Here is an 18,735-nt window from a genome sequence, read left to right on the forward strand (position 1 = left end):
AAGCTATCGTATGCACACGCAAAAACCGTGCTTTTGGAAAAATAAATAATCACTAGAAATTCGTTCCGATTTAACACATTGTTATGCTGAAGTTTGAAAACGATTTCGTATGGTTAGTTGTCAGGACGGAGTAAAAAAATGATTTTCGTACGAACATTTTTTTCTATTAAAAACTTAATTTTTGATTAGAAAATTTAATTTGAAAAATTAATATTTAACGCGCATATAGGAAGTCGATTTCTTTCCTTTTAAGACTGTTTACTCTTCAATAGAGAGTTCATCCGTACAAGATATATAACCTTTGTAATAGCAGGAACAACTCGCAAGCTAACATAAAAAGCTCACCACACAAACATCTCAAACTGACTCCAAACTCTATAGACATAAAACTTAAACTAGGGAGGTATATATGAAGAAACTGAACAACTTTTTGGGTAGCCGCTCGGGAATTATCCTGGTGGGTAGTGTCATTGGCATCTTGGCCCCGTTATTACAAAAGTTGGGGAACCCTGCCAATATGGGCGTTTGCGTGGCCTGTTTTGAGCGGGATATTGCAGGCAGCCTGGGCCTGCACCGCGCAGCAGTAGTCCAATACATGCGGCCGGAGATTATAGGCTTTGTACTTGGAGCACTCATTGCCGCTTTAATTTTTCGCGAATTTAGACCGCGGGCCGGTTCTGCCCCTATTGTCCGCTTTGTCCTGGGTGCATTTGCCATGATCGGCGCCCTGGTCTTTTTAGGATGTCCCTGGCGTGCCTTGCTTCGCCTGGCCGGAGGTGACGGAAATGCTATTGCTGGATTAATCGGCCTCGCCTTCGGTATCTGGATTGGCACTTTGTTTCTTAAAAAGGGCTATAACCTTGGACGGGCACAAAAAACCTATACTTCTGTCGGACTTATCCTGCCCCTGATTATGCTAGGTTTTCTCCTGCTCATGCTTATCTTTCCTCAAATCCCAGGACAGACCAAAAACGGAGTCCTTTTTTACAGCATAAAAGGACCAGGAGCCATGCACGCTCCTTTAGCCATTTCCCTTGGCGTTGGACTTTTGATCGGCTTTTTGGCCCAGAAAAGCCGTTTTTGCACCATGGGAGCCATTCGGGATTTGATCTTGTTCAGGCAAGGTTATCTTTTCTCAGGAATAGTTGCCCTAGTAGTGATGGCTTTTGTCACCAATTTGATCCTGGGACAGTTTAATCCGGGATTTGCCAATCAACCTGTGGCCCATTCCATGACCTTATGGAATTTTGCCGGAATGGTTCTGGCTGGACTGGCCTTTGCCCTGGCAGGAGGCTGTCCTGGCAGGCAGTTATTTATGGCCGGTGAAGGAGATGGGGATGCAGCCGTGTTTGTTCTGGGTATGATAGTTGGCGCCGGTTTTGCCCATAATTTCGGTCTGGCCAGCTCACCCAAGGGAATTGGTCCTCACGGTATGGCCGCGGTTATTATTGGTTTATTAGTTTGTCTGTTTATTGGCTTCACCATGCGCAAGAAAGCGTAATTCGTGATTTGAGATAGGGAGGGAACAATGAGCGAAACAGCGAAAACGATTGATGCACGCGGACTATCCTGCCCGCAACCCGTTCTCCTGGTTATGGATGCAATTAAAACAACTTCAAGTAACGAATTAATAGTTCTGGTGGATACTGATACCTCCAGGGAAAATGTAATCCGCGCTGCCGGCAGTCAAGGGTGGCAAGTAAAAGAAATCGAAACAGAAAATGATGAGTACAAAATAATTCTTGAAAAATAACGAGTTGTGTGATTGGAGGAGTGTTTCTCGATACAAGAAGCAAAGCGCATGGACTATGTCCATGCGCTTTGCTATAAAGTTTAAACTCAAATCATCAAAACTCATTTTCACACCGTATGTTTTTTAAATTTAGAAAAAAGCCATCCTCTAAAAAAAGCGGTCCCAAATGGGATCGGGGAATTCTCGTCTTTAATCACACCAGCGAGGTCATCCGAGCAGAAAGTACCCTTAAATCTTCCGGCTGGGAGATCAAGGTCATGGGGCCGCCACCTGAGATTCGCACCGGGTGTGACCTGGTCATAGAATTCCCTTTGATTGAGGAGCTAAACATCCTCCGCTCTCTGCGCAATGCCAGTTTAACTCCAAAAGAGGTCGTACCTGTAAACAGCCCATTACTTGAGCCTGTAGATTTATTTCATGTTAAGGATTTTGGAGATTGGCTCATGGTCCGGGCAGCCAATATGAAATTGACCGTTGATAAAAAGACCCTGACCATTGTCAATGTCTCCGGAGGGGGTTGTCCGGATGTGCCATATCTGGCCAAAAACTTATGTGGCAAGAACTTGCAAGACGCCCCTCACCCAAGAGATATTGGACATACACTTTGCGGATATGCCCTTGAATTGGCTTTTAAGGAGATGAAAAGGCTATGCTTGGGATAGTGGGAACAGTTCCAGACCAGGATTTTCCCCTGACAATAGGAAAAGTCACCTTAAAACAAGGCAAGATCCACCTTAAAGACCGGGAAGTAGAAGTGAGCAGAGGCACACCCGCTCTTTTGGGTGCGGTGTGTAAAACTTGCCAGGTTTTAGGTTTACCAGAGCCTTTGGCTTTGCTGGTGGGGGACATAGGTCTTGGTCATGGTAGCCGCAAATTGTATGCGTATCTTGAAAACGAGGTTAAAAATTTAGACCTTAGCACCGTAACCTTTCACTATCTACAACCAGATGTGGACTGGCACAACCGGGTTTTATTCGCTCTCCAGGAAATAGACCCCAAACCCACTTTGATTGCCGACGCCGGCTTCATGTACGCGGCCAAGATGAGCGGTCAGGCTGAAGAATACGACCTGTTTACCCCAGACATAGGAGAACTGGCCTTTCTGGCCGATGAAGAGGCTCCACATCCTTTTTACACCCGCGGTTTTATTCTCCATGAAGACAACCAGGCCCAGGATCTGATTACCCGGGCATACAAACATCAGAACGCAGCACGCTATTTGCTGGTTAAAGGCAAGCAGGACCATGTGGCCCACCAAGGCAGAATCTTGGCCAGTATAGAAGGCCCAACAGAAGAAGCCATGGAGGCCATTGGCGGTACCGGTGATACCATAACGGGAATGGTCTCCGCCTTGATCCATTCTGGAATGGAGATAGAAAAGGCCTGCGTGGTTGCAGCCAAAGCCAATCGGCTGGCTGGTCATTACGCCAAACCTACCCCTGCCACTCAGATTGAAGAGATTATACAACACATCCCCAGGGCATTAGAGTCTGTGACCAAACCTTACTCAGAGGATAATTTTTTATAATTTTTTTCAATCCTGATTTCTTTCATGCTGGTGCAAATGCCCGGATCCATCTATAGAGCCTGTGGCCGAGTCTTTTATCAATTCGATTACCACTGTTCATTCCTGTCTTGGTTTCTTTCATGCTGGTACAAAGACTTGGACCTGTTCTCAAAACTTGCTTGCGGGCAGAGCATAATGGGATACTTTGGGCAAACAAATATTCTTTTTATTATCGATAGTTATGGTCAATATCGTAAAATATTTGCCTATTCATCCCGATGCTCTGTTTTTCCGCAAGCTTCGTCAAGATGGGGTTACCCAAGCCGTTTGTAATGCATTTCAGAAACCAAGACTTTCAATCAGCGGTTAAAATGGGTTGGCCACAGATTCTTAACAGGTGAAAGAGGGTGCATGCGCTATACACTGTTTTTTGAGAAGCCTTAATTTTGGCATTCCATCTGCTGATTGTTTTTTCTCTTCACCTACTCTCCCACTCTCCTACTCAACCACTCAACCCAAATGCAGCTATCGGGTACACCCTATTAAAAGCTCACTTACCCTTGTATTTTGAGGGGTCGGTTTTAATTTTTTCTCGGAAAGTCTTATCCTTCCACTTTTAGTGATAAACCTCTTGACATTTCAAAAGTTTTCTCTAAAACAGAACCCTTCTGTATCATTTTAGACATAAAATTACACCTGCAAAAAACTACTTACCATACTTTTTTTCTTTATAGAATAGTTTAAAAAATTCACAGGGTGAATAGTAACCGACGAACAACCGAGTTCCAATAATCTCAAATATATACACTCTTTTTACTTCTTCAACAGAGGGGTCTTGTAGTAACTTAAAATAATATAACATAAACCAATAAAAAGTTAGGAGGTTACTGTGAAGAAAGGTATGAGGACAAAGACGGCTATTGTTTTTATGACTCTGTTACTCACGTTTGCTTTTTTCGGCTTCAGCCATGCACAAGAGAAAGTGTTACGCATGGCCACAACTACTAGCACCGACAATACAGGTTTGTTGGACGTGCTGGCCCCTCTTTTTAAAAAAGATACGGGCATCGAGTTACAATGGGTGGCTGTTGGTACTGGTAAGGCCCTTGAACTAGGAAAAAACTGCGATGTGGACGTTCTTCTAGTGCATGCCCCTGCTGCGGAGAAAAAATACGTGGAGCAAGGGTATGGTATCAACCGCCGGGAGATTATGTACAACGACTTTGTCATCATCGGACCCAAACAAGATCCGGCTGGAATCAAAGGGCTTTCCGCTACCCAGGCCCTGGTCAAGTTGGCTGAAAAGAAAGCACCTTTTGTAAGCCGAGGAGATAATTCGGGAACCAACAAAAAAGAGAAAAAACTGTGGAAGGCTGCGGGCATATCTAACCTGGACAAGGAACCCTGGTACATCCAGACTGGACAAGGAATGCTGGCTACCATTAATGTGGCAGTGGAGCGTGAGGGCTACACTTTGACAGACAGGGGAACTTACATCAAATATGAAGCAATCATGAAGGGACAACCCTCTTTGGTAATTCTGGTTGAAGGGGATAAAGAACTCTTAAATCAATATAGCGTCTTGGAAGTTAACCCTGAGAGATGCAAGAAAGTCAAAAACGATCTGGCAAAAATATTTTCCAAGTGGATGGCTTCTCCTAGAGCCCAAAAAGCCATCGCTGATTTCAGGCTCATGGGCAAACAGTTGTTTACACCCAATGCCAAAACAGAGTAAGAGCAACTTCCTTGGCATACGTGGCAGGCTTTCCTGGTCTGCCACATTTATTTTTACAACTTTATAAGACATAATTTTCTCTTCAGAAAAAATTTATGGATTACATTTTAGAAGGCTTGATTAAAGCTTTTCAATTACTCATAACCGGCCATGAGGAAACCTATTCTGCCATCATTGCCACCCTTCGCGTTTCCAGTTACTCTATGTGCGCCAGTCTGGCACTGGGAATAGTTCCCGGTTTTTTGCTGGGATACACAGATTTTCCGGGTAAAAAACTGGCGTTGTCGGTAGTTAATACACTTTTGGCCTTCCCAACAGTTTTGATTGGCCTTCTGGTTTATGCTTTCTTGTCTCACCGTGGTCCCCTGGGGGACTGGGAGCTTCTTTTTACCCTGCCCGGCATCGCCATCGGTCAGACCATCCTGGCTTTGCCCATTGTCATTGCTCTGACAGCTACTGCAGTGGAAAGTCTGGACAGCCAGTTGCGTGTAACCTTGATGACCCTGGGAGCCAATAGGCGCCAGTTACTCCTTACTAGCCTATGGGAAGCCCGTTACGGCGTCCTGGCGGCTGCGGTCACGGCTTATGGCCGCGTGATGACTGAAGTGGGTATCTCAATGATGGTGGGTGGTAACATTAAATGGAATACCAGAACCATCACTACTGCCATAGCTCTGGAAACGGGAAAAGGAGAATTTGCCATGGGTATCGCCCTGGGGCTTGTTCTCGTGCTGATAGCTTTTCTCGTTAATTCCTTTCTTATATTTTTGCGAAAGAGAACATGAAACCGACCCAGACTCTTTACGAAATTAAAAAACTACACCACTACTACGAGGACAAACCGGTCCTTCAAATCGAAGAGTTATCCATCCAGCGAGGGAGTATTGTAGGGCTAGTAGGGCCCAATGGCAGCGGCAAAAGCACATTTTTGAGGCTCCTGGCTCTGGTTGAAAGACCAACTCAAGGTAAAATCTTTTTTGAGGGTCAAATCGCGGAACCGTTTTCTAACCCTGCTCGCTTCCAGGTGACTTTACTAACGCAAAAACCTTATCTTTTGAAACGCTCAGTTTATGAAAATCTCTGCTACGGACTGAACATAAGAGGGGAAAAGAAAAATCAGCGAAAGCGTATATACGAAGCTCTCTCGTGGGTAGGATTGTCACCGGAAGACTTTGTCAACCGTCCCTGGTACGCCCTTTCAGGTGGAGAAGCCCAACGTGTGGCTTTAGCAAGCCGGCTGGTTTTGAAACCGAAGGTATTGCTCCTGGACGAACCCACAGCAAGCGTGGATGTGACCAGTGCGCATCGTATTCAGGAGGCTTCCCTGCGGGCACGCCAGGAGTGGGAAACGACCCTGGTCATTGCCAGCCATGACTGGTCCTGGCTGCATGAAACCTGCGATACCGTCTTGCACCTCTTCAAAGGCCATATCATCAGTTCTGGCGTCGGCAACGTGATCTTTGGCCCGTGGGTCAGGTCATCCAGCGGATTCTGGGAAAAAAGGCTTCAGAACGGACAAAAATGTATCGTCTCTCCCCCCTCTTCCAAGGAAAAGGACGTGGCGATTATTGACCCTGACGCTGTCACTCTTATTTGGGACCGACCAGACGCAGATCCAAAAAACAATGTTCTGTGCTGCACATTGGGTCGTTTAAGCCTGGAAAAAAGCACAGGGGACATACTGGCCACCCTTACTCTAGAGGAACTCTCTTTCACTGCCAGACTTACACAAGAACAGGTTCACCAGACCTCACTTTATCCCGGGAGAAAGGTATGGATATCTTTCTCTCCCCACTCTGTCAGGTGGTTTTAGTATCCTACAGATAATCACTTTTTCCTGTAAAACCTCACGCCTAAGCAAAGTGCCGGTTAAATCAATGCGGCCAAATGCATCTCATTCGAGTCTGTGGCCAAACCTCATTTTGACCACAAAATTGAAAATCCCGGTTTCTTGAAAGCATTGCAAAGGGCTGGGTAAACCATCTTGACGAAGCTTGCGGATAAGCAGAGCATCGGGGTGACAAAGCTAAATATCCGGGACTATTTGCCATAACTATCGACAATAAAAAGAATGTTCATTTATCCCAAAGACCCCATTATGCTCTGTCCGCAAGCAAGCTATAGATGGGTCCAGGCATTTGCACCAGCATGAAAGAAACCAGGATTGAAAAAATTATGAAAGATTGTCCACTCACCTACTCACCCAAAGTGCAGTCATCGGATGCACCCGAATCTATATATACATGAGCAATCCTTTTAAATTTCTCTTCAACAGCTAGAAATGCATCTACAATATCCGGATCAAAGTGTTTACCTCGTTCAGAAATAATTATTTCCTTTGCTTTTTCGTGGGTAAAAGCTTTTTTATAGACTCTTTTGCTAATCAGGGCATCATATACATCTGCCAAAGCCATTATTCTTCCTGAGATAGGTATTTCTTCCCCTTTAAGACCTTGTGGATATCCTGTCCCGTCCCACTTTTCATGATGCGTATAAACTATTTCTTGAGCTAGTTCTAAAAACGGGGTTGTTCCTGACCCCAGCCTTTTTTTCGCAGCTAAAAAGGCATCTCGTCCGATGATAGTGTGTCGTTTCATGATTTCAAATTCCTCTGGCGTTAACTTTCCTGGTTTAAGCAATATAGAGTCAGGAATTCCCACTTTTCCAATATCATGCAATTGTGAACAATTACCCAGTAAATTTATGGTTTCATCATCAAGAAAAGCAGAAAATCGAGGATGATTCTTTAACTTTCTCGCCAGTGCCAAAACATAAAACTTTGTACGAAGGATATGGGCACCTGTTTCGTTGTCTCTACTTTCAGCTAAAGATGATAAACATAGGATTGTTACCTTTTTGGAAGCTTTTAGCTCATTGGTATATTGACGTAACTTTCTAATCATTTTGTTTGTATAATAAGCCATCGATCCGAATTCATCATTAGTGCAGATTGGCACCTCAACGTTCATATTTCCTGAATACAATGATTTTAATGCGTTGTTTTGATTATTTAAAAGCATTCTTAAATTTTTAGCATAGGAATGAATAAGATTAATAATTAAAGCAAGAAAAATAAAAGCAATAATTGACATTTTAAGGATGACTATAATATGCTGATCCAAATATAAACCACTTTTTTGCAGAGTAATTAACCATTTAATATCTTTATTTACAACCGTTGTCATAACAAATGTAACAGACGCAATACATATAATTGATATTATCATAAGTTTTATTGGCACAGGTAAATATTTGCCATGAACATCAATATGTTTTTTTGTTCGTACGCAATATCTTATTAACTGCCTTTCTCTTTTTAAAGAAAATTCTACTGCCGTAAACAGACCCATAATTATAAATGCCGGAGCAAACTTTATTTCATATGAAAATGTGAAAAACGGACTTACATAAATCATAAACACAATACCCATAACTACAAAAACAGCTAATTCTGTAATAAACTGTCTTAGTACTTGAGTAGAGTAATCAGCTTTATTGACTATAAATTCAATCAGATAATGCCTGAGAAATAATCCAAATCCAAATATTATTAGCAATGAAACTATTAAACAATGAATATTGCTTGCGCTTATTTGGTGAGAAACTTGAGATATATAAATTATCAACATGAAAAAAGAAATCAGATAATAAGCTGCTGCTCGCATTAGAGTTCTCTCCTTCTGTTTTTTTAGATCTAATAATCAAATTTCACCTGCGATTTTTAAGCCCTCGAAAATTCGAGCTAGGGAAAAAATTATTCTCACAAAAAAACGTTTAGAGAGAAACCACAAAGGGGCGGACCGATATCTGCACCTGTCGGGAAAAAGGCTAATTTAAGGGGTAGAAATTAAGGGGTACGGGGTAAGGATTGCTTACTTAAACCCCTCTTTTATTTTTAACCGCAGACCCACGCAGACTAACGCAGACATTCTTGTTCGGCAGACTTTGCCGAACAAAAACCTGACGGCCTTACATGCCGGGACAGCAACGCGACCGGCAAGTCGCCGGGTGCTCTTGCCCCCGTCCATCTGCGTGCGTCTGCGGTTAAAATATAAGCTTTCATACATAGCAAGTGCAGCTATCAGATGCACCCGACCGCAAAGTCTTTGGAGCCTGTGGCCAAACCCTATTTTAACCGCTGATTGAAAGTCTTGGTTTCTGAAATGCATTACAAACGGCTTGGGTAACCCAATCTTAACGAAGCTTGTGGAAGAACAGAGCATCGGGATGAATGGGCTAAATATTTTGCGACATTGACCATAACTATCGATAATAAAAAGAATATTTGTTTATCCAAAGTATCCCATTATGCTCTGTCCGCAAGCAAGTTTTAGATGGATCCAAGTCTTTGTACCAGCATGAAAGAAACCAAGACTAGAATAAAGCATAGAAATTAAGTTGATAAAAAGGTTCGGCCACAAGCTCTTTGATGGTAATATTTAAGAGCTATCGAACCTTTTTGTTCAGTAATTCACAATAGCCAAACGAACAAACGATATCTTTTTCCTAAAAATTACAATTTCATCAATACGTTGTCAAAGATTGGCAAAATAGTTTAACGGAATTGACAGGCGCCCTTTTGTTCTTTATATCGAACAAATTGTACATTATACAAAACCAAGGTAAATATAATGGATAAGACACGGAATATTCGACAGATTATTGGAAAGCGCCTGAAACATCTGCGCAATAAACGCAGGTTATCCCTTAGCAACCTTGCAAAACGTGCCGGTATATCCAAGGCAACTCTCTCTGTCCTCGAAGATGGCGAAGGCAACCCAACAATATCTACCCTCTGGATGCTGGCCGACGCATTGGAAGTCCCATTCGGTAAACTTGTTGTTAACTTTGGCGAAGGCAAACCGAGCACTATAAGCGAATGTGGTGTTAGTGTTCGTTTAATTGAACATTCTGACGGCCCGCCTCCTATCGATGCCTATCACATGACTCTGGAGCCTCATGGTTGCCGGGAGGCAGAGCCACATTCTTCCAGTGTTGTTGAACAAATCACTGTGTTAAAGGGATATATCTTAACCGGTCCAACTAATGCCCCGAAGAAGGTCAGCGCTGGCGAAACATATACCTTCAATGCCGACTGTCCCCATATCTATGTAGCGTTAACCAAGCCGGCCTCGGCGGTGCTGGTTGTAACTTACCCCCCGGATACAGTCAGATGAGCAAGGCCATTATGACATCTAAAACAGCATATATGCATGGACTCTGGGATAGTATTCCCATTGTCCTTGGCTACCTGCCGGTTGCGGTTGCTTTCGGAGTATCAGCGCGGGGAGCTGAGTTAAATGCCAGCTTGAGCCTGCTGGTTTCCATACTGGTCTTTGCGGGCGGTAGCCAATTTGCTCTGGTAGAGCTCGTCAAGGGAGGAGCTTCCATAATGACCACCGTCCTTATTTCCCTTGGCCTCAACCTGCGCCACGTCCTTTACGGCCCAGCAATTGCGCCCTTACTCAAGGGCACTAGCCGACAAAAGATTCCACTCATTTCCTTTGGCCTGACCGATGAAGTCTTTGCCACTGCACTGGTACGCCTGCGCCAGATCCAGCCGGACTCGCGCACTTGGTGGCTATTGGGCATACAGACAGGGGCATATTCATCGTGGGTTATAGGCACATGGATCGGTAGCGTGGGCAGTGCTGCCTTGCTTGATCTTTCTCCCCTGCTCGCTCCTGCCCTGAACTTTGCACCGGCGGCCCTCTTCTTCGGTCTTCTCCTGCCTATGCTGAAAAAACATACTCTAATCCCTATAGTGGCCGTGGTACTGACAACCTTGGCCTTCAATCTGGCCGGCCTGTCAGCTTACGGGATAATTGCTGCCGCTATTATCGGACCTTTAGCAGGACTATCAGGAAGTAAATTATGGAAAAAATCTTAATTGCTGTATTCTTTCTGGCCGTGGGCACATATCTCTCTCGTCTAATACCCCTTGTACTGACGCTAAAAAGACAGCAGGCGCTTCAGAATCCACGCAAAATAATCCAGCAGTTGCTCGAATATATTGGCCCTTCCCTGATTGCTGCGCTATTTGTAATTTCCATCACACCGCTAACAACGAATGTCTCGTTTCATGATGGTTTTCGTGTGGGGTTGGCTTTGCTTGCGGTATTGATATCACATTTTGCCTGGAAAAATCCCGGTATCAGCGTTTTAGTAGGAGTAGCGGCCTATGCAGGAGTACAGATGCTTTAAGCCTGGTAAGAGGACGATCATGAAGTTCATTACCGGGCGTATCCAGTATCTGCACCTGTTTAATTTAAGGGGTAGGAATTAAGGGGACGGGGTAAGGGTTGCTTAGTTGAACCCCTCTTTTATTTTTAACCGCAGACCCACGCTTGGGGGTGCATCCGATAGCTGCACTTGGGTTGAGTGGTTGAGTAGGAGAGTGGGTGAGTAGGTGAAGAGAAAAAACAATCAGCAGATGGAATGCCAAAATTAAGGCTTCTCAAAAAACAGTGTATAGCGCATACGCCCTCTTTCACCTGTTAAGAATCTCTGGCCAAACCATATTTTGACCACCAGATTGAAAATCCTGATTTTCATACCTTCAACTAAAAAATTATTTTCCCCCCTACAAAACAACTCTAGAAATTTTCTATTCAAAACTTAAAAAAGTATTATTTTTTTCTATTTGAAAAAAACTTTCCAGTAGGCATAAGGTCCGTTTTATTTTAGGTAGTTAAAAAATCACCTTAATCTGTTTAAGCTCCTTAAGGAGGATGACTATGAGCAATGAATACACGAAGATGTGGGAAAAGCTCAATCTCGACCTAGATGCCCATGATGCCCTGCTGGAAGTCTTGGGGAAATTTTACGGCGACATTTACCTCTCTCAACAAAACAGGCTCAAGGGCATGGAATATTTAGATTTTGTTCTTTCTGAAGTGCATGGCCTACGCATAAAAGAACTCCAAGAGGCCAAAGAAAATGGCCAAAAAGTTATTGGCACTTTCTGTATTTTTGTCCCGGAAGAACTAACCCTGGCGGCTAATGCCATTCAGGTAGGCCTGTGTGCAGGTGCTGAGGCAGGCAAGGAAGAAGCGGAAAAGATTGTTCCCAGAAATACCTGTGCCCTGATCAAGTCTTTTATTGGCTTCAAATTGGCCAGGTTATGTCCATTTACCGAATCTTGCGACCTGGTTGTAGGCGAAACCACCTGCGATGGCAAAAAAAAGGCCTACGAGACCTTTGGCCAATATGTGCCCATGTATGTTATGGAGGTTCCACAGCAGAAAAATGCCAGTGACCGGGACCTATGGAAAACAGAAATATTGCGCTACAAAGACAAACTGGAAGAGCTTACAGGAAACAAGATTACTGCTGAGAAGCTGAAAAAGGCCATAAAAATAGTCAATGACAAGAGGCGGGTACTGCAGCGTTTGAATAAACTTCGGGCAGTTATACCTACTCCCATTTCTGGTCGGGACGTCCTTCTCATCAATCAAATCAGTTTTTATGACGACCCGGTCCGCTTTACCCAAAAAATCAACGAACTCTGCGACGAGTTGGAAGAAAAAATTAAGGCCAGTCAGGGCGTAGTTCCGGAAAACACCCCGCGCCTGCTTCTTTCAGGTTGTCCCATGGCCGTGCCTAACTGGAAATTGCCCTACATCATAGAAGGCTCCGGAGCTGTGGTCGTGGGCGAGGAATCATGTATTGGCACCAGAAATACCAGAGATCTCGTGGATGAATCCGGTGAGAGCCTGGAAGAGATGATTGAAGCCATTGTGGACAGATATCTAAAAATTGACTGCGCTTGTTTTACTCCTAACCAGGAACGCTTGGACAACATTATTTCTCTGGCCAAAGAACTCAAAGTAGATGGAGTTATCCACTACAACCTCCTTTTCTGCCAGCCCTATGCGCATGAAAGCATAAAAATCGAAAAGGCCTTGCAGGAAAATGGTATCCCTATGCTGGCCATTGAAACCGACTACAGCATGGAAGATGTAGAGCAGCTAAAAACCAGAGTGGAAGCCTTTGTGGAGATGGTGACTCCATAATTGGAACAACAAAGAACTTATGAGCCGTGGCCGAACCTTTTTGTCAACTTAATTTCCATGGTTTATTCTAGTCTTGATTTCTTTCATGCTGGTACAAAGACTTGGACCTATCTACCCCAGTTGAATACTGGCAAAGCCAGCCCCGCTTCGCTGGATTCAACGGGGTAAAAGGCTCGCTTGCGGACAGAGCATAATGAGATTTTTTGGGTAAATAAATATTCTTTTTATTATCGAAAATTATGGTCAATGTCGCAAAATGTTTAGCCCATTTCTCCCGATGCTCTGTTATTGCGCAAGCTTCGTCAAGATTGGGTTACCCAAGCCGTTTGTAATGCATTTCAGAAACCAAGACTTTCAATCAATGATTAAAATAGGGTTTGGCCACAGGCTCTTATAGTTATGGCAAGCAAAATGAAGATCGCCGGCATTGATATAGGCTCCAGATCCATGGAGGTGGTTATATTAAAGGGGGAAGAAGTGCTTTTTAAACGCAAACTTCCCACCACCTTTGATCCTGTAAATCAACTAAAAAAACTATTTACGGGCCTTGATTTCCAAATGGCTGTGGCCACGGGCTATGGTCGAGGCCTGGTGGAAAAAATGGACCTGGGGGTCCCGGTATTTACCATCACTGAAATCAAGGCCTATGCCCAGGGAGTCTATAAACTTTATCCCCAGGCCAGAACGATCCTTGATATTGGCGGCCAGGATACCAAAGCCATATCTTTGTCTTCCAATGGAAAGGTGCTCAAGTTTGAAATGAATGACCGTTGTGCAGCGGGTACAGGCAAATTTTTAGAATTTACAGCAAATGTATTTCAAATTCCTGTCCATGAGTTCGGAGATTATGCCCTGAAAGGAAACAAAGCCTTGACCATCAACAGCATGTGTACGGTATTTGCGGAAACAGAAGCCACCTCTCTCATGGCCAAAGGAGAACAACCTGAAAACATTGCCCTGGGATTACATCACTCCATAGTAAAAAGATCTGTGAATATGTTAAAAAGAGTGGGCTTGACTCCTCCTCTGGTCTTTGCCGGTGGAGTTGCCCATAATCCCTGTGTAGTGCATCTGCTGGAAGAAGAATTAAAATTTCGTCCCATAGTGCCCCGGGAACCAGATCTGATCGGGGCACTTGGCGCGGCCTTATGGGGAGTTAACATCGGGGAGGAGTCATGCGAAAAAGTCTAGTTTATTTTGTCCTGGCAATGCTTTTGGGACTTAGTTTGAGTTCGCATAATGTTTTGGCCAAAGGCAAATACCTGGCTGCTTTTGCAGGTCTTAAGGGGAAAATTGATATTGCTGGATGCACAGTCCACATCCCGGTAATGAAAGAGGCTGCTAAAAGAATAATGATGTATAACCCCGATATTCGAATTACAATTGTCGGTGGAGGCTCAGGAGTCGGTGTGCAAAAAGTGGGTGAAGGTTTGGTGGATATTGCCAATACGGACAGGCCTCTTAGTGCCGAAGAACGAGCCAAATATGGCTTAAAATCTTATGCCTTCGCCATTGACGGAGTGGCTGTTGTCGTACATCCATCAAATCCAGTGAGGAACCTTAGCGCCAGACGAGTCCAGGAGATTTATGCGGGGAAAATCAGGAGTTGGAGTGCTGTAGGTGGAAAAAATAGTCCCATCCATCTCTATTCCCTGGACGAGGCCAGCGGCACCAGGGCTGTTTTCTGGAAAAAACTCCTTAAAAAGGGTTCTATCTCTGATAGCGCTAAAATTGTATCTTCTAACGAGGCCATGAAGGCAGCCATTTCCAGGGATGAAAACTCCATTGGCTACTTGAGCATTGGAGATATTGACCAGTCTATTGCTCCGGTTGAAATCGACGGCATTTATCCTTCACGAAAAAATACCCAAATCGGCTTGTACAGGGTTGTGCGCAAATTGTATATGAACACTAAAGGTGAGCCTGGCAAACTGGTCAAAGCTTTTATCGATTATATATTATCGCCGGAAGGGGCAAAGAGCATTGAAGAATACGGTTTTATCCCTATTAACACTATTGACAAGAAATGTGGGTGTGAAGTTTTTTAAACTTCGAAGAGCTTTTTATGCTTGAATTAAACATTCCCGGCCAAAAAAAATTGCTCCTGGAACATCTGATTCTGGATTTCAACGGTACTCTTGCCTTGGACGGACTGATTATCCCAGGAGTTTTTGAAAGACTGGAAAAGCTTACAAGAACCCTTCGTGTACATATTCTTACCGCTGACACACATGGCAATGTCCATAAACAATTAACTGGCAAGGATTACACGATCCACGTCCTGGAGTCATCGGCACAGGACAAAGGCAAGCTGAACTATATTCAAAACCTTGGCGCAAAGAAATGTGTATGCATGGGCAATGGAGTGAATGACAGTCTGATGCTTGAACAGGCAGGACTGAGTATTGCTGTTTTTCAAGAAGAAGGCGCGTCTATTCAGGCTATCATGGCTGCACAAGTGGTCGTGAGAAATATCCTGGATGGATTAGATCTTTTGATTCACCCCTTGCGGCTGGTTGCAACACTTAGAAGATAGAAAAATAGAAGGTTAGGAAGATAGGAGGCTGAGAAGATGGGAAGTTGAAAAGTAATAGTATCTTCTCAACTTCCCTTCTTTCCATTGTCTCAACTTTTCAACTTCCGGACCTCTTTATCCATATATTTCAAAATCTTTCCTAGAATGCCCCACCCTGTAACGCCTATGTACTCCCATCTTACTTTATCCGCATCAACACCGGCATCTTTCAAGGCACTTTTGAGTAACTTTATCCTCTTATCCTGGATATAGTTACCCCATATATGGTGGCAGTTCTTTGGCGGGCAGCCTGCAATAATAACTGCATCTGCCTTATTTTTAAACAAAATTTCCGTGATCACTCCCGGATCCAATGAGGCAGAACACCTGATCCTTATGCTCCTAAAGCTTTCGGGGAGCTTAAGGCCTTTAACCCCCATTAAATCACCGGCGCCATAGGAACACCAGTAACACAAAAATGCCAGAATCCGCGGCTCTCCTTTTGGCGCATGTTTAAAAGCAGTATCAACCATCCTTAATATCTGGTAGTCTTCCAGATTCACAAACTGTATCGCCTTTGAAGGACAAGTGGTATAACATAAACCACATCCCTTACAAAAAGCCGGATCAATCATAACAGACGTGGCAGCAGGGAGCTGGTCTTTCGGACCTTGTGACTCACCAGTGGGTGTCTCAGCAATTTGACCTTTTATACTTATGGCACTGTGCGGGCAAACCGGGACACACAAGCCGCATCTTGAACACTTGTCTTCTATCGTTTTTGAGACATACTTTTGTTCTTTACCCTTGAGCGCCTGGAAAGCTTTCAGGGCAGCTGCGCTACCGGACTCGATACTTTCCTGAACATCTTTAAATCCCTTGGCCGTTCCTGCCACGAAAACCCTTTCTACGTAACTCTCTAACGGTCTTACTACTTTTGGCTGAAATTCCAGTGGGAATCCAACTTCATCCGTCTGCAGGCCAAACATTTTCATCAGCCTTAGTGATGATGGGACAAGCGGTTCGGCAAGAACAACCAGATCAGCCTCAAACTCACCTTTATCTGTTATAACATTTAACCATTCTTCCCCTTCAATCTTTTCAACCTCAGCCTGGATAAACTCGACTCCTCGTTCTTCAGATGCTTTTCTGAAAAACTCCGGGGCCTTGCCTACTGTGCGTAAGTTTTTATAAAGCACAGTTACCTCAGTTCCCATAAAAAATTGTGAAAGCCTGAATGCATGTTTTGCGGTAATTGAGCAACACAGTCTGGAACAATAGCCGACTTCATCTTTTTGGCATAAAACAAAAACTATGCTCATTGGTGGCTTGCCATTAAAACGGTTGGCCATTAGCCTCTCAAATTCCATCAAAGTAACTACATTGGGGCGCTTATAATTCAGTTTTTCAAACTGACTCATATCATGAGTATTAAATCCCGTGGCAAGCACTACAGCACCAAAAGACTGTTCTGTAACCTCTGATTTTGCATTTAGATCTATCGCCTTTGTAGGACAGATATTAACGCATTCACCGCACATAGTGCAGGCCGAGGTTATGATATGATAGCTATCGGGCATGGCAAGGGGGAAATCTTTGCCTATGGCCTTTCTTTTTTTCATATCCAACTCAAATTTATTGGGAATCTCAACAGGACATACTTCGGCACATTTACCACACGAAACACAAAGATCAGGATCAACAAGTTCAGCCTTTTTCTCTATTTTTACACGGAAGTTACCATCATCCTTTTCGGCATCAATGACTTCAGAATTTGTCATGATTTTAATTCCATCATTAAACACAACATCCCTGTTTATAACAGGCAAGACACACTCACTCGTGCAAAAAGAGGGATAGCTTTCACTTTGCCATAAAAAAGGAATCTGGCATGCATGACCGCCTAAGTTTGGTTTCTCTTCAAGGAGAGTGACATCGACCCCCAGTTCAGCGAGGCTCAAGGCAGAACTAAGTCCTGTAACTCCTCCGCCAATAACCAGAGCATTTTGTTTTATTTTATTAAATTTATAGGCCTTGCTGTTAGTCCTTAATTTTTCATAGGCCATTAAAATTAAATCCATTGCTTTCGCTGTTGTTTTTTCTTTATCTTCATGAATCCAGGCGCATTGTTCTCTTATATTGGCTGTTTCATACATTGCACTGTCTAACCCAATATGACCGAGCAATTTAGCAATCCTGTCTTCACTAAATGTCATAGAAGATCTCTCTGAACAACAAGCAAAAAGTATTCTGTCTACTTTTCCCTTGAAATCATCCAGTATTTTTTCTGGATTTTTACATAACTTATCTGTTTTCCTTACAGCTACAACAGACTGTAATTCGTTTATATGTTGCTCAATGTATGTAAAATCAATTTTATCCTCAAGTGTTGAACCACAAGTACACATAATTATGCCTATTGAATGTTTCATTTTATCCTCCTATAAATAGAACGAGACAGTAAAGAATAAATTTCTAACCAAAAGTTATTATGGTTCAGATGCGTCAAACATTTAACGTAAAAGATCAAATTTTAGAGCCTAAGTAAGTAATTTTTTTCAAAATTATCCATTTGCAACAATTCAACATTCAATACTTTTGAAACATATATAAGTATCTAACAGGCAGCAAAATGATCTTTAATAATTTTTACTACTTTATGCACAGAGGATTTTACTTTTGGCGTGCACTGATCTGAAAAATGGTCTATATCATCGACTTCAATTAGAATTATACGTAAATTGGAAGGCATTTCATCAGGAAAGAGTATATAGCCTGTTTTTAAAGTTGTTCCCAGGGTTATGGCGTGAGAGTTAACTAGTGCGTGCGTGTTGAAAATGTCGTCAAGACTTGCCTGGACAATAGTTCCCGGCGAATGCCCCAGCTTGGATGCATCAACAACAATGACACTTTCATATCCCAAAACCTTGTCAATAACTTCAAAACCAACGGTATATAGTATCTCTGTATCCACAGGCAATCCTTCACGCACAATTTCTTCTACCACCTCAATACCGGCCCGGTCATCAGTTAGTAAAGGATTACCAATGCCAAGAACAAGATTTTTATTTTTCATAGCCCCACTTTTTGAATCCATTTAATTTTTGGATTTTATTTTGTACGGGCAGGCATATAGGCCTGCTATGTATTATAAGTTTTTTACTTATTCTCTTAAAAGTTCCTTAACTGCCGGTACAACTTGCCATCGCT

At 43.3% G+C, this 18,735-nt stretch carries 18 protein-coding genes; 14 read left to right on the forward strand and 4 right to left on the reverse strand.

Annotated elements, in window-relative coordinates; all coding sequences use genetic code 11:
* The first annotated feature begins 409 nt into the window (after positions 1–409).
* The 7 genes from yedE (at position 410) to AC3WVG_RS01925 (ending at position 6,808) form a co-directional block, all read left to right on the forward strand.
* The gene (yedE, locus tag AC3WVG_RS01895; protein ID WP_488796486.1) at positions 410–1,501 is read left to right on the forward strand and encodes a YedE family putative selenium transporter; all 1,092 of its coding nucleotides are present in this window, start codon (positions 410–412) and stop codon (positions 1,499–1,501) included.
* A gap of 27 nt (positions 1,502–1,528) precedes the next feature.
* A complete protein-coding gene (locus AC3WVG_RS01900) occupies positions 1,529–1,753 on the forward strand; it encodes a sulfurtransferase TusA family protein (protein WP_488796487.1) in 225 nt (74 codons plus the stop codon).
* Between the two features lie 116 nt (positions 1,754–1,869).
* Positions 1,870–2,415 (forward strand): putative Se/S carrier protein, encoded by a 546-nt coding sequence (locus AC3WVG_RS01905; RefSeq protein ID WP_488796488.1) that lies wholly within the window; start codon positions 1,870–1,872, stop codon positions 2,413–2,415.
* Positions 2,403–3,281, forward strand: coding sequence for an NAD(P)H-hydrate dehydratase (locus AC3WVG_RS01910; protein WP_488796489.1), 879 nt, complete (start codon positions 2,403–2,405; stop codon positions 3,279–3,281). The genes AC3WVG_RS01905 and AC3WVG_RS01910 overlap by 13 nt, the downstream gene beginning before the upstream one ends.
* Before the next feature lie 880 nt (positions 3,282–4,161).
* Positions 4,162–4,995: an ABC transporter substrate-binding protein gene (locus tag AC3WVG_RS01915; RefSeq protein ID WP_488796503.1), complete on the forward strand. Its 834-nt coding sequence runs from the start codon at positions 4,162–4,164 to the stop codon at positions 4,993–4,995.
* A 95-nt stretch (positions 4,996–5,090) separates the two neighbouring features.
* Positions 5,091–5,780, forward strand: coding sequence for an ABC transporter permease (locus tag AC3WVG_RS01920; protein WP_488796490.1), 690 nt, complete (start codon positions 5,091–5,093; stop codon positions 5,778–5,780).
* Positions 5,777–6,808, forward strand: coding sequence for an energy-coupling factor ABC transporter ATP-binding protein (locus AC3WVG_RS01925; RefSeq protein WP_488796491.1), 1,032 nt, complete (start codon positions 5,777–5,779; stop codon positions 6,806–6,808). The genes AC3WVG_RS01920 and AC3WVG_RS01925 overlap by 4 nt, the downstream gene beginning before the upstream one ends.
* A gap of 382 nt (positions 6,809–7,190) precedes the next feature.
* Here AC3WVG_RS01925 and AC3WVG_RS01930 read toward each other — a convergent pair whose 3' ends face one another.
* Positions 7,191–8,660, reverse strand: coding sequence for an HD domain-containing phosphohydrolase (locus AC3WVG_RS01930; protein ID WP_488796492.1), 1,470 nt, complete (start codon positions 8,658–8,660; stop codon positions 7,191–7,193).
* Positions 8,661–8,867: 207 nt separating this feature from the next.
* The gene (locus tag AC3WVG_RS01935) at positions 8,868–9,164 is read right to left on the reverse strand and encodes a hypothetical protein (protein ID WP_488796493.1); all 297 of its coding nucleotides are present in this window, start codon (positions 9,162–9,164) and stop codon (positions 8,868–8,870) included.
* 462 nt (positions 9,165–9,626) lie between these two features.
* On the opposite strand from AC3WVG_RS01935, the gene AC3WVG_RS01940 reads away from it, so the two are divergent.
* The 7 genes from AC3WVG_RS01940 to AC3WVG_RS01970 all read left to right on the forward strand — a co-directional run bounded on the left by AC3WVG_RS01940 (position 9,627) and on the right by AC3WVG_RS01970 (position 15,546).
* Positions 9,627–10,172, forward strand: a complete 546-nt coding sequence (locus tag AC3WVG_RS01940; RefSeq protein ID WP_488796494.1) for a helix-turn-helix domain-containing protein — start codon at positions 9,627–9,629, stop codon at positions 10,170–10,172.
* Entirely contained in the window at positions 10,169–10,885 is a 717-nt protein-coding gene (locus AC3WVG_RS01945; protein ID WP_488796495.1) for an AzlC family ABC transporter permease, read from the forward strand. The genes AC3WVG_RS01940 and AC3WVG_RS01945 overlap by 4 nt, the downstream gene beginning before the upstream one ends.
* A complete protein-coding gene (locus AC3WVG_RS01950) occupies positions 10,870–11,199 on the forward strand; it encodes an AzlD domain-containing protein (protein WP_488796496.1) in 330 nt (109 codons plus the stop codon). The genes AC3WVG_RS01945 and AC3WVG_RS01950 overlap by 16 nt, the downstream gene beginning before the upstream one ends.
* A 533-nt stretch (positions 11,200–11,732) precedes the next feature.
* Positions 11,733–13,010, forward strand: a complete 1,278-nt coding sequence (locus tag AC3WVG_RS01955; protein WP_488796497.1) for a double-cubane-cluster-containing anaerobic reductase — start codon at positions 11,733–11,735, stop codon at positions 13,008–13,010.
* Positions 13,011–13,421: 411 nt separating this feature from the next.
* Entirely contained in the window at positions 13,422–14,201 is a 780-nt protein-coding gene (locus tag AC3WVG_RS01960) for an acyl-CoA dehydratase activase (RefSeq protein ID WP_488796498.1), read from the forward strand.
* Positions 14,186–15,058 carry a phosphate ABC transporter substrate-binding protein gene (locus tag AC3WVG_RS01965; RefSeq protein ID WP_488796499.1) on the forward strand — a complete coding sequence of 291 codons (873 nt, stop codon included), beginning with the start codon at positions 14,186–14,188 and terminating at the stop codon, positions 15,056–15,058. Before AC3WVG_RS01960 ends, AC3WVG_RS01965 begins: the two co-directional genes overlap by 16 nt.
* Before the next feature lie 17 nt (positions 15,059–15,075).
* On the forward strand, positions 15,076–15,546 hold the full coding sequence (locus AC3WVG_RS01970) for an HAD family hydrolase (protein ID WP_488796500.1): 471 nt from the start codon (positions 15,076–15,078) through the stop codon (positions 15,544–15,546).
* An 89-nt stretch (positions 15,547–15,635) separates the two neighbouring features.
* Here AC3WVG_RS01970 and AC3WVG_RS01975 read toward each other — a convergent pair whose 3' ends face one another.
* Entirely contained in the window at positions 15,636–17,957 is a 2,322-nt protein-coding gene (locus AC3WVG_RS01975; RefSeq protein ID WP_488796501.1) for an FAD-dependent oxidoreductase, read from the reverse strand.
* A gap of 185 nt (positions 17,958–18,142) precedes the next feature.
* Positions 18,143–18,601, reverse strand: coding sequence for a hydrogenase maturation protease (locus tag AC3WVG_RS01980; RefSeq protein ID WP_252381576.1), 459 nt, complete (start codon positions 18,599–18,601; stop codon positions 18,143–18,145).
* Between the last annotated feature and the right edge of the window lie 134 nt (positions 18,602–18,735).

This window comes from Desulfovulcanus sp., assembly GCF_982781345.1.

Coding starts and splice junctions, on each gene's coding strand:
- AC3WVG_RS01910 (WP_488796489.1), top strand. CDS start 2,403: ATGCTTGGGATAGTGGGAACAGTTCCAGACCAGGATTTTCCCCTGACA.
- AC3WVG_RS01925 (WP_488796491.1), top strand. CDS start 5,777: ATGAAACCGACCCAGACTCTTTACGAAATTAAAAAACTACACCACTAC.
- AC3WVG_RS01900 (WP_488796487.1), top strand. CDS start 1,529: ATGAGCGAAACAGCGAAAACGATTGATGCACGCGGACTATCCTGCCCG.
- AC3WVG_RS01905 (WP_488796488.1), top strand. CDS start 1,870: ATGTTTTTTAAATTTAGAAAAAAGCCATCCTCTAAAAAAAGCGGTCCC.
- AC3WVG_RS01955 (WP_488796497.1), top strand. CDS start 11,733: ATGAGCAATGAATACACGAAGATGTGGGAAAAGCTCAATCTCGACCTA.
- AC3WVG_RS01930 (WP_488796492.1), bottom strand. CDS start 8,660: ATGCGAGCAGCAGCTTATTATCTGATTTCTTTTTTCATGTTGATAATT.
- yedE (WP_488796486.1), top strand. CDS start 410: ATGAAGAAACTGAACAACTTTTTGGGTAGCCGCTCGGGAATTATCCTG.
- AC3WVG_RS01945 (WP_488796495.1), top strand. CDS start 10,169: ATGAGCAAGGCCATTATGACATCTAAAACAGCATATATGCATGGACTC.
- AC3WVG_RS01975 (WP_488796501.1), bottom strand. CDS start 17,957: ATGAAACATTCAATAGGCATAATTATGTGTACTTGTGGTTCAACACTT.
- AC3WVG_RS01940 (WP_488796494.1), top strand. CDS start 9,627: ATGGATAAGACACGGAATATTCGACAGATTATTGGAAAGCGCCTGAAA.
- AC3WVG_RS01935 (WP_488796493.1), bottom strand. CDS start 9,164: ATGCATTTCAGAAACCAAGACTTTCAATCAGCGGTTAAAATAGGGTTT.
- AC3WVG_RS01915 (WP_488796503.1), top strand. CDS start 4,162: ATGAGGACAAAGACGGCTATTGTTTTTATGACTCTGTTACTCACGTTT.
- AC3WVG_RS01965 (WP_488796499.1), top strand. CDS start 14,186: ATGCGAAAAAGTCTAGTTTATTTTGTCCTGGCAATGCTTTTGGGACTT.
- AC3WVG_RS01980 (WP_252381576.1), bottom strand. CDS start 18,601: ATGAAAAATAAAAATCTTGTTCTTGGCATTGGTAATCCTTTACTAACT.
- AC3WVG_RS01950 (WP_488796496.1), top strand. CDS start 10,870: ATGGAAAAAATCTTAATTGCTGTATTCTTTCTGGCCGTGGGCACATAT.
- AC3WVG_RS01960 (WP_488796498.1), top strand. CDS start 13,422: ATGAAGATCGCCGGCATTGATATAGGCTCCAGATCCATGGAGGTGGTT.
- AC3WVG_RS01920 (WP_488796490.1), top strand. CDS start 5,091: ATGGATTACATTTTAGAAGGCTTGATTAAAGCTTTTCAATTACTCATA.
- AC3WVG_RS01970 (WP_488796500.1), top strand. CDS start 15,076: ATGCTTGAATTAAACATTCCCGGCCAAAAAAAATTGCTCCTGGAACAT.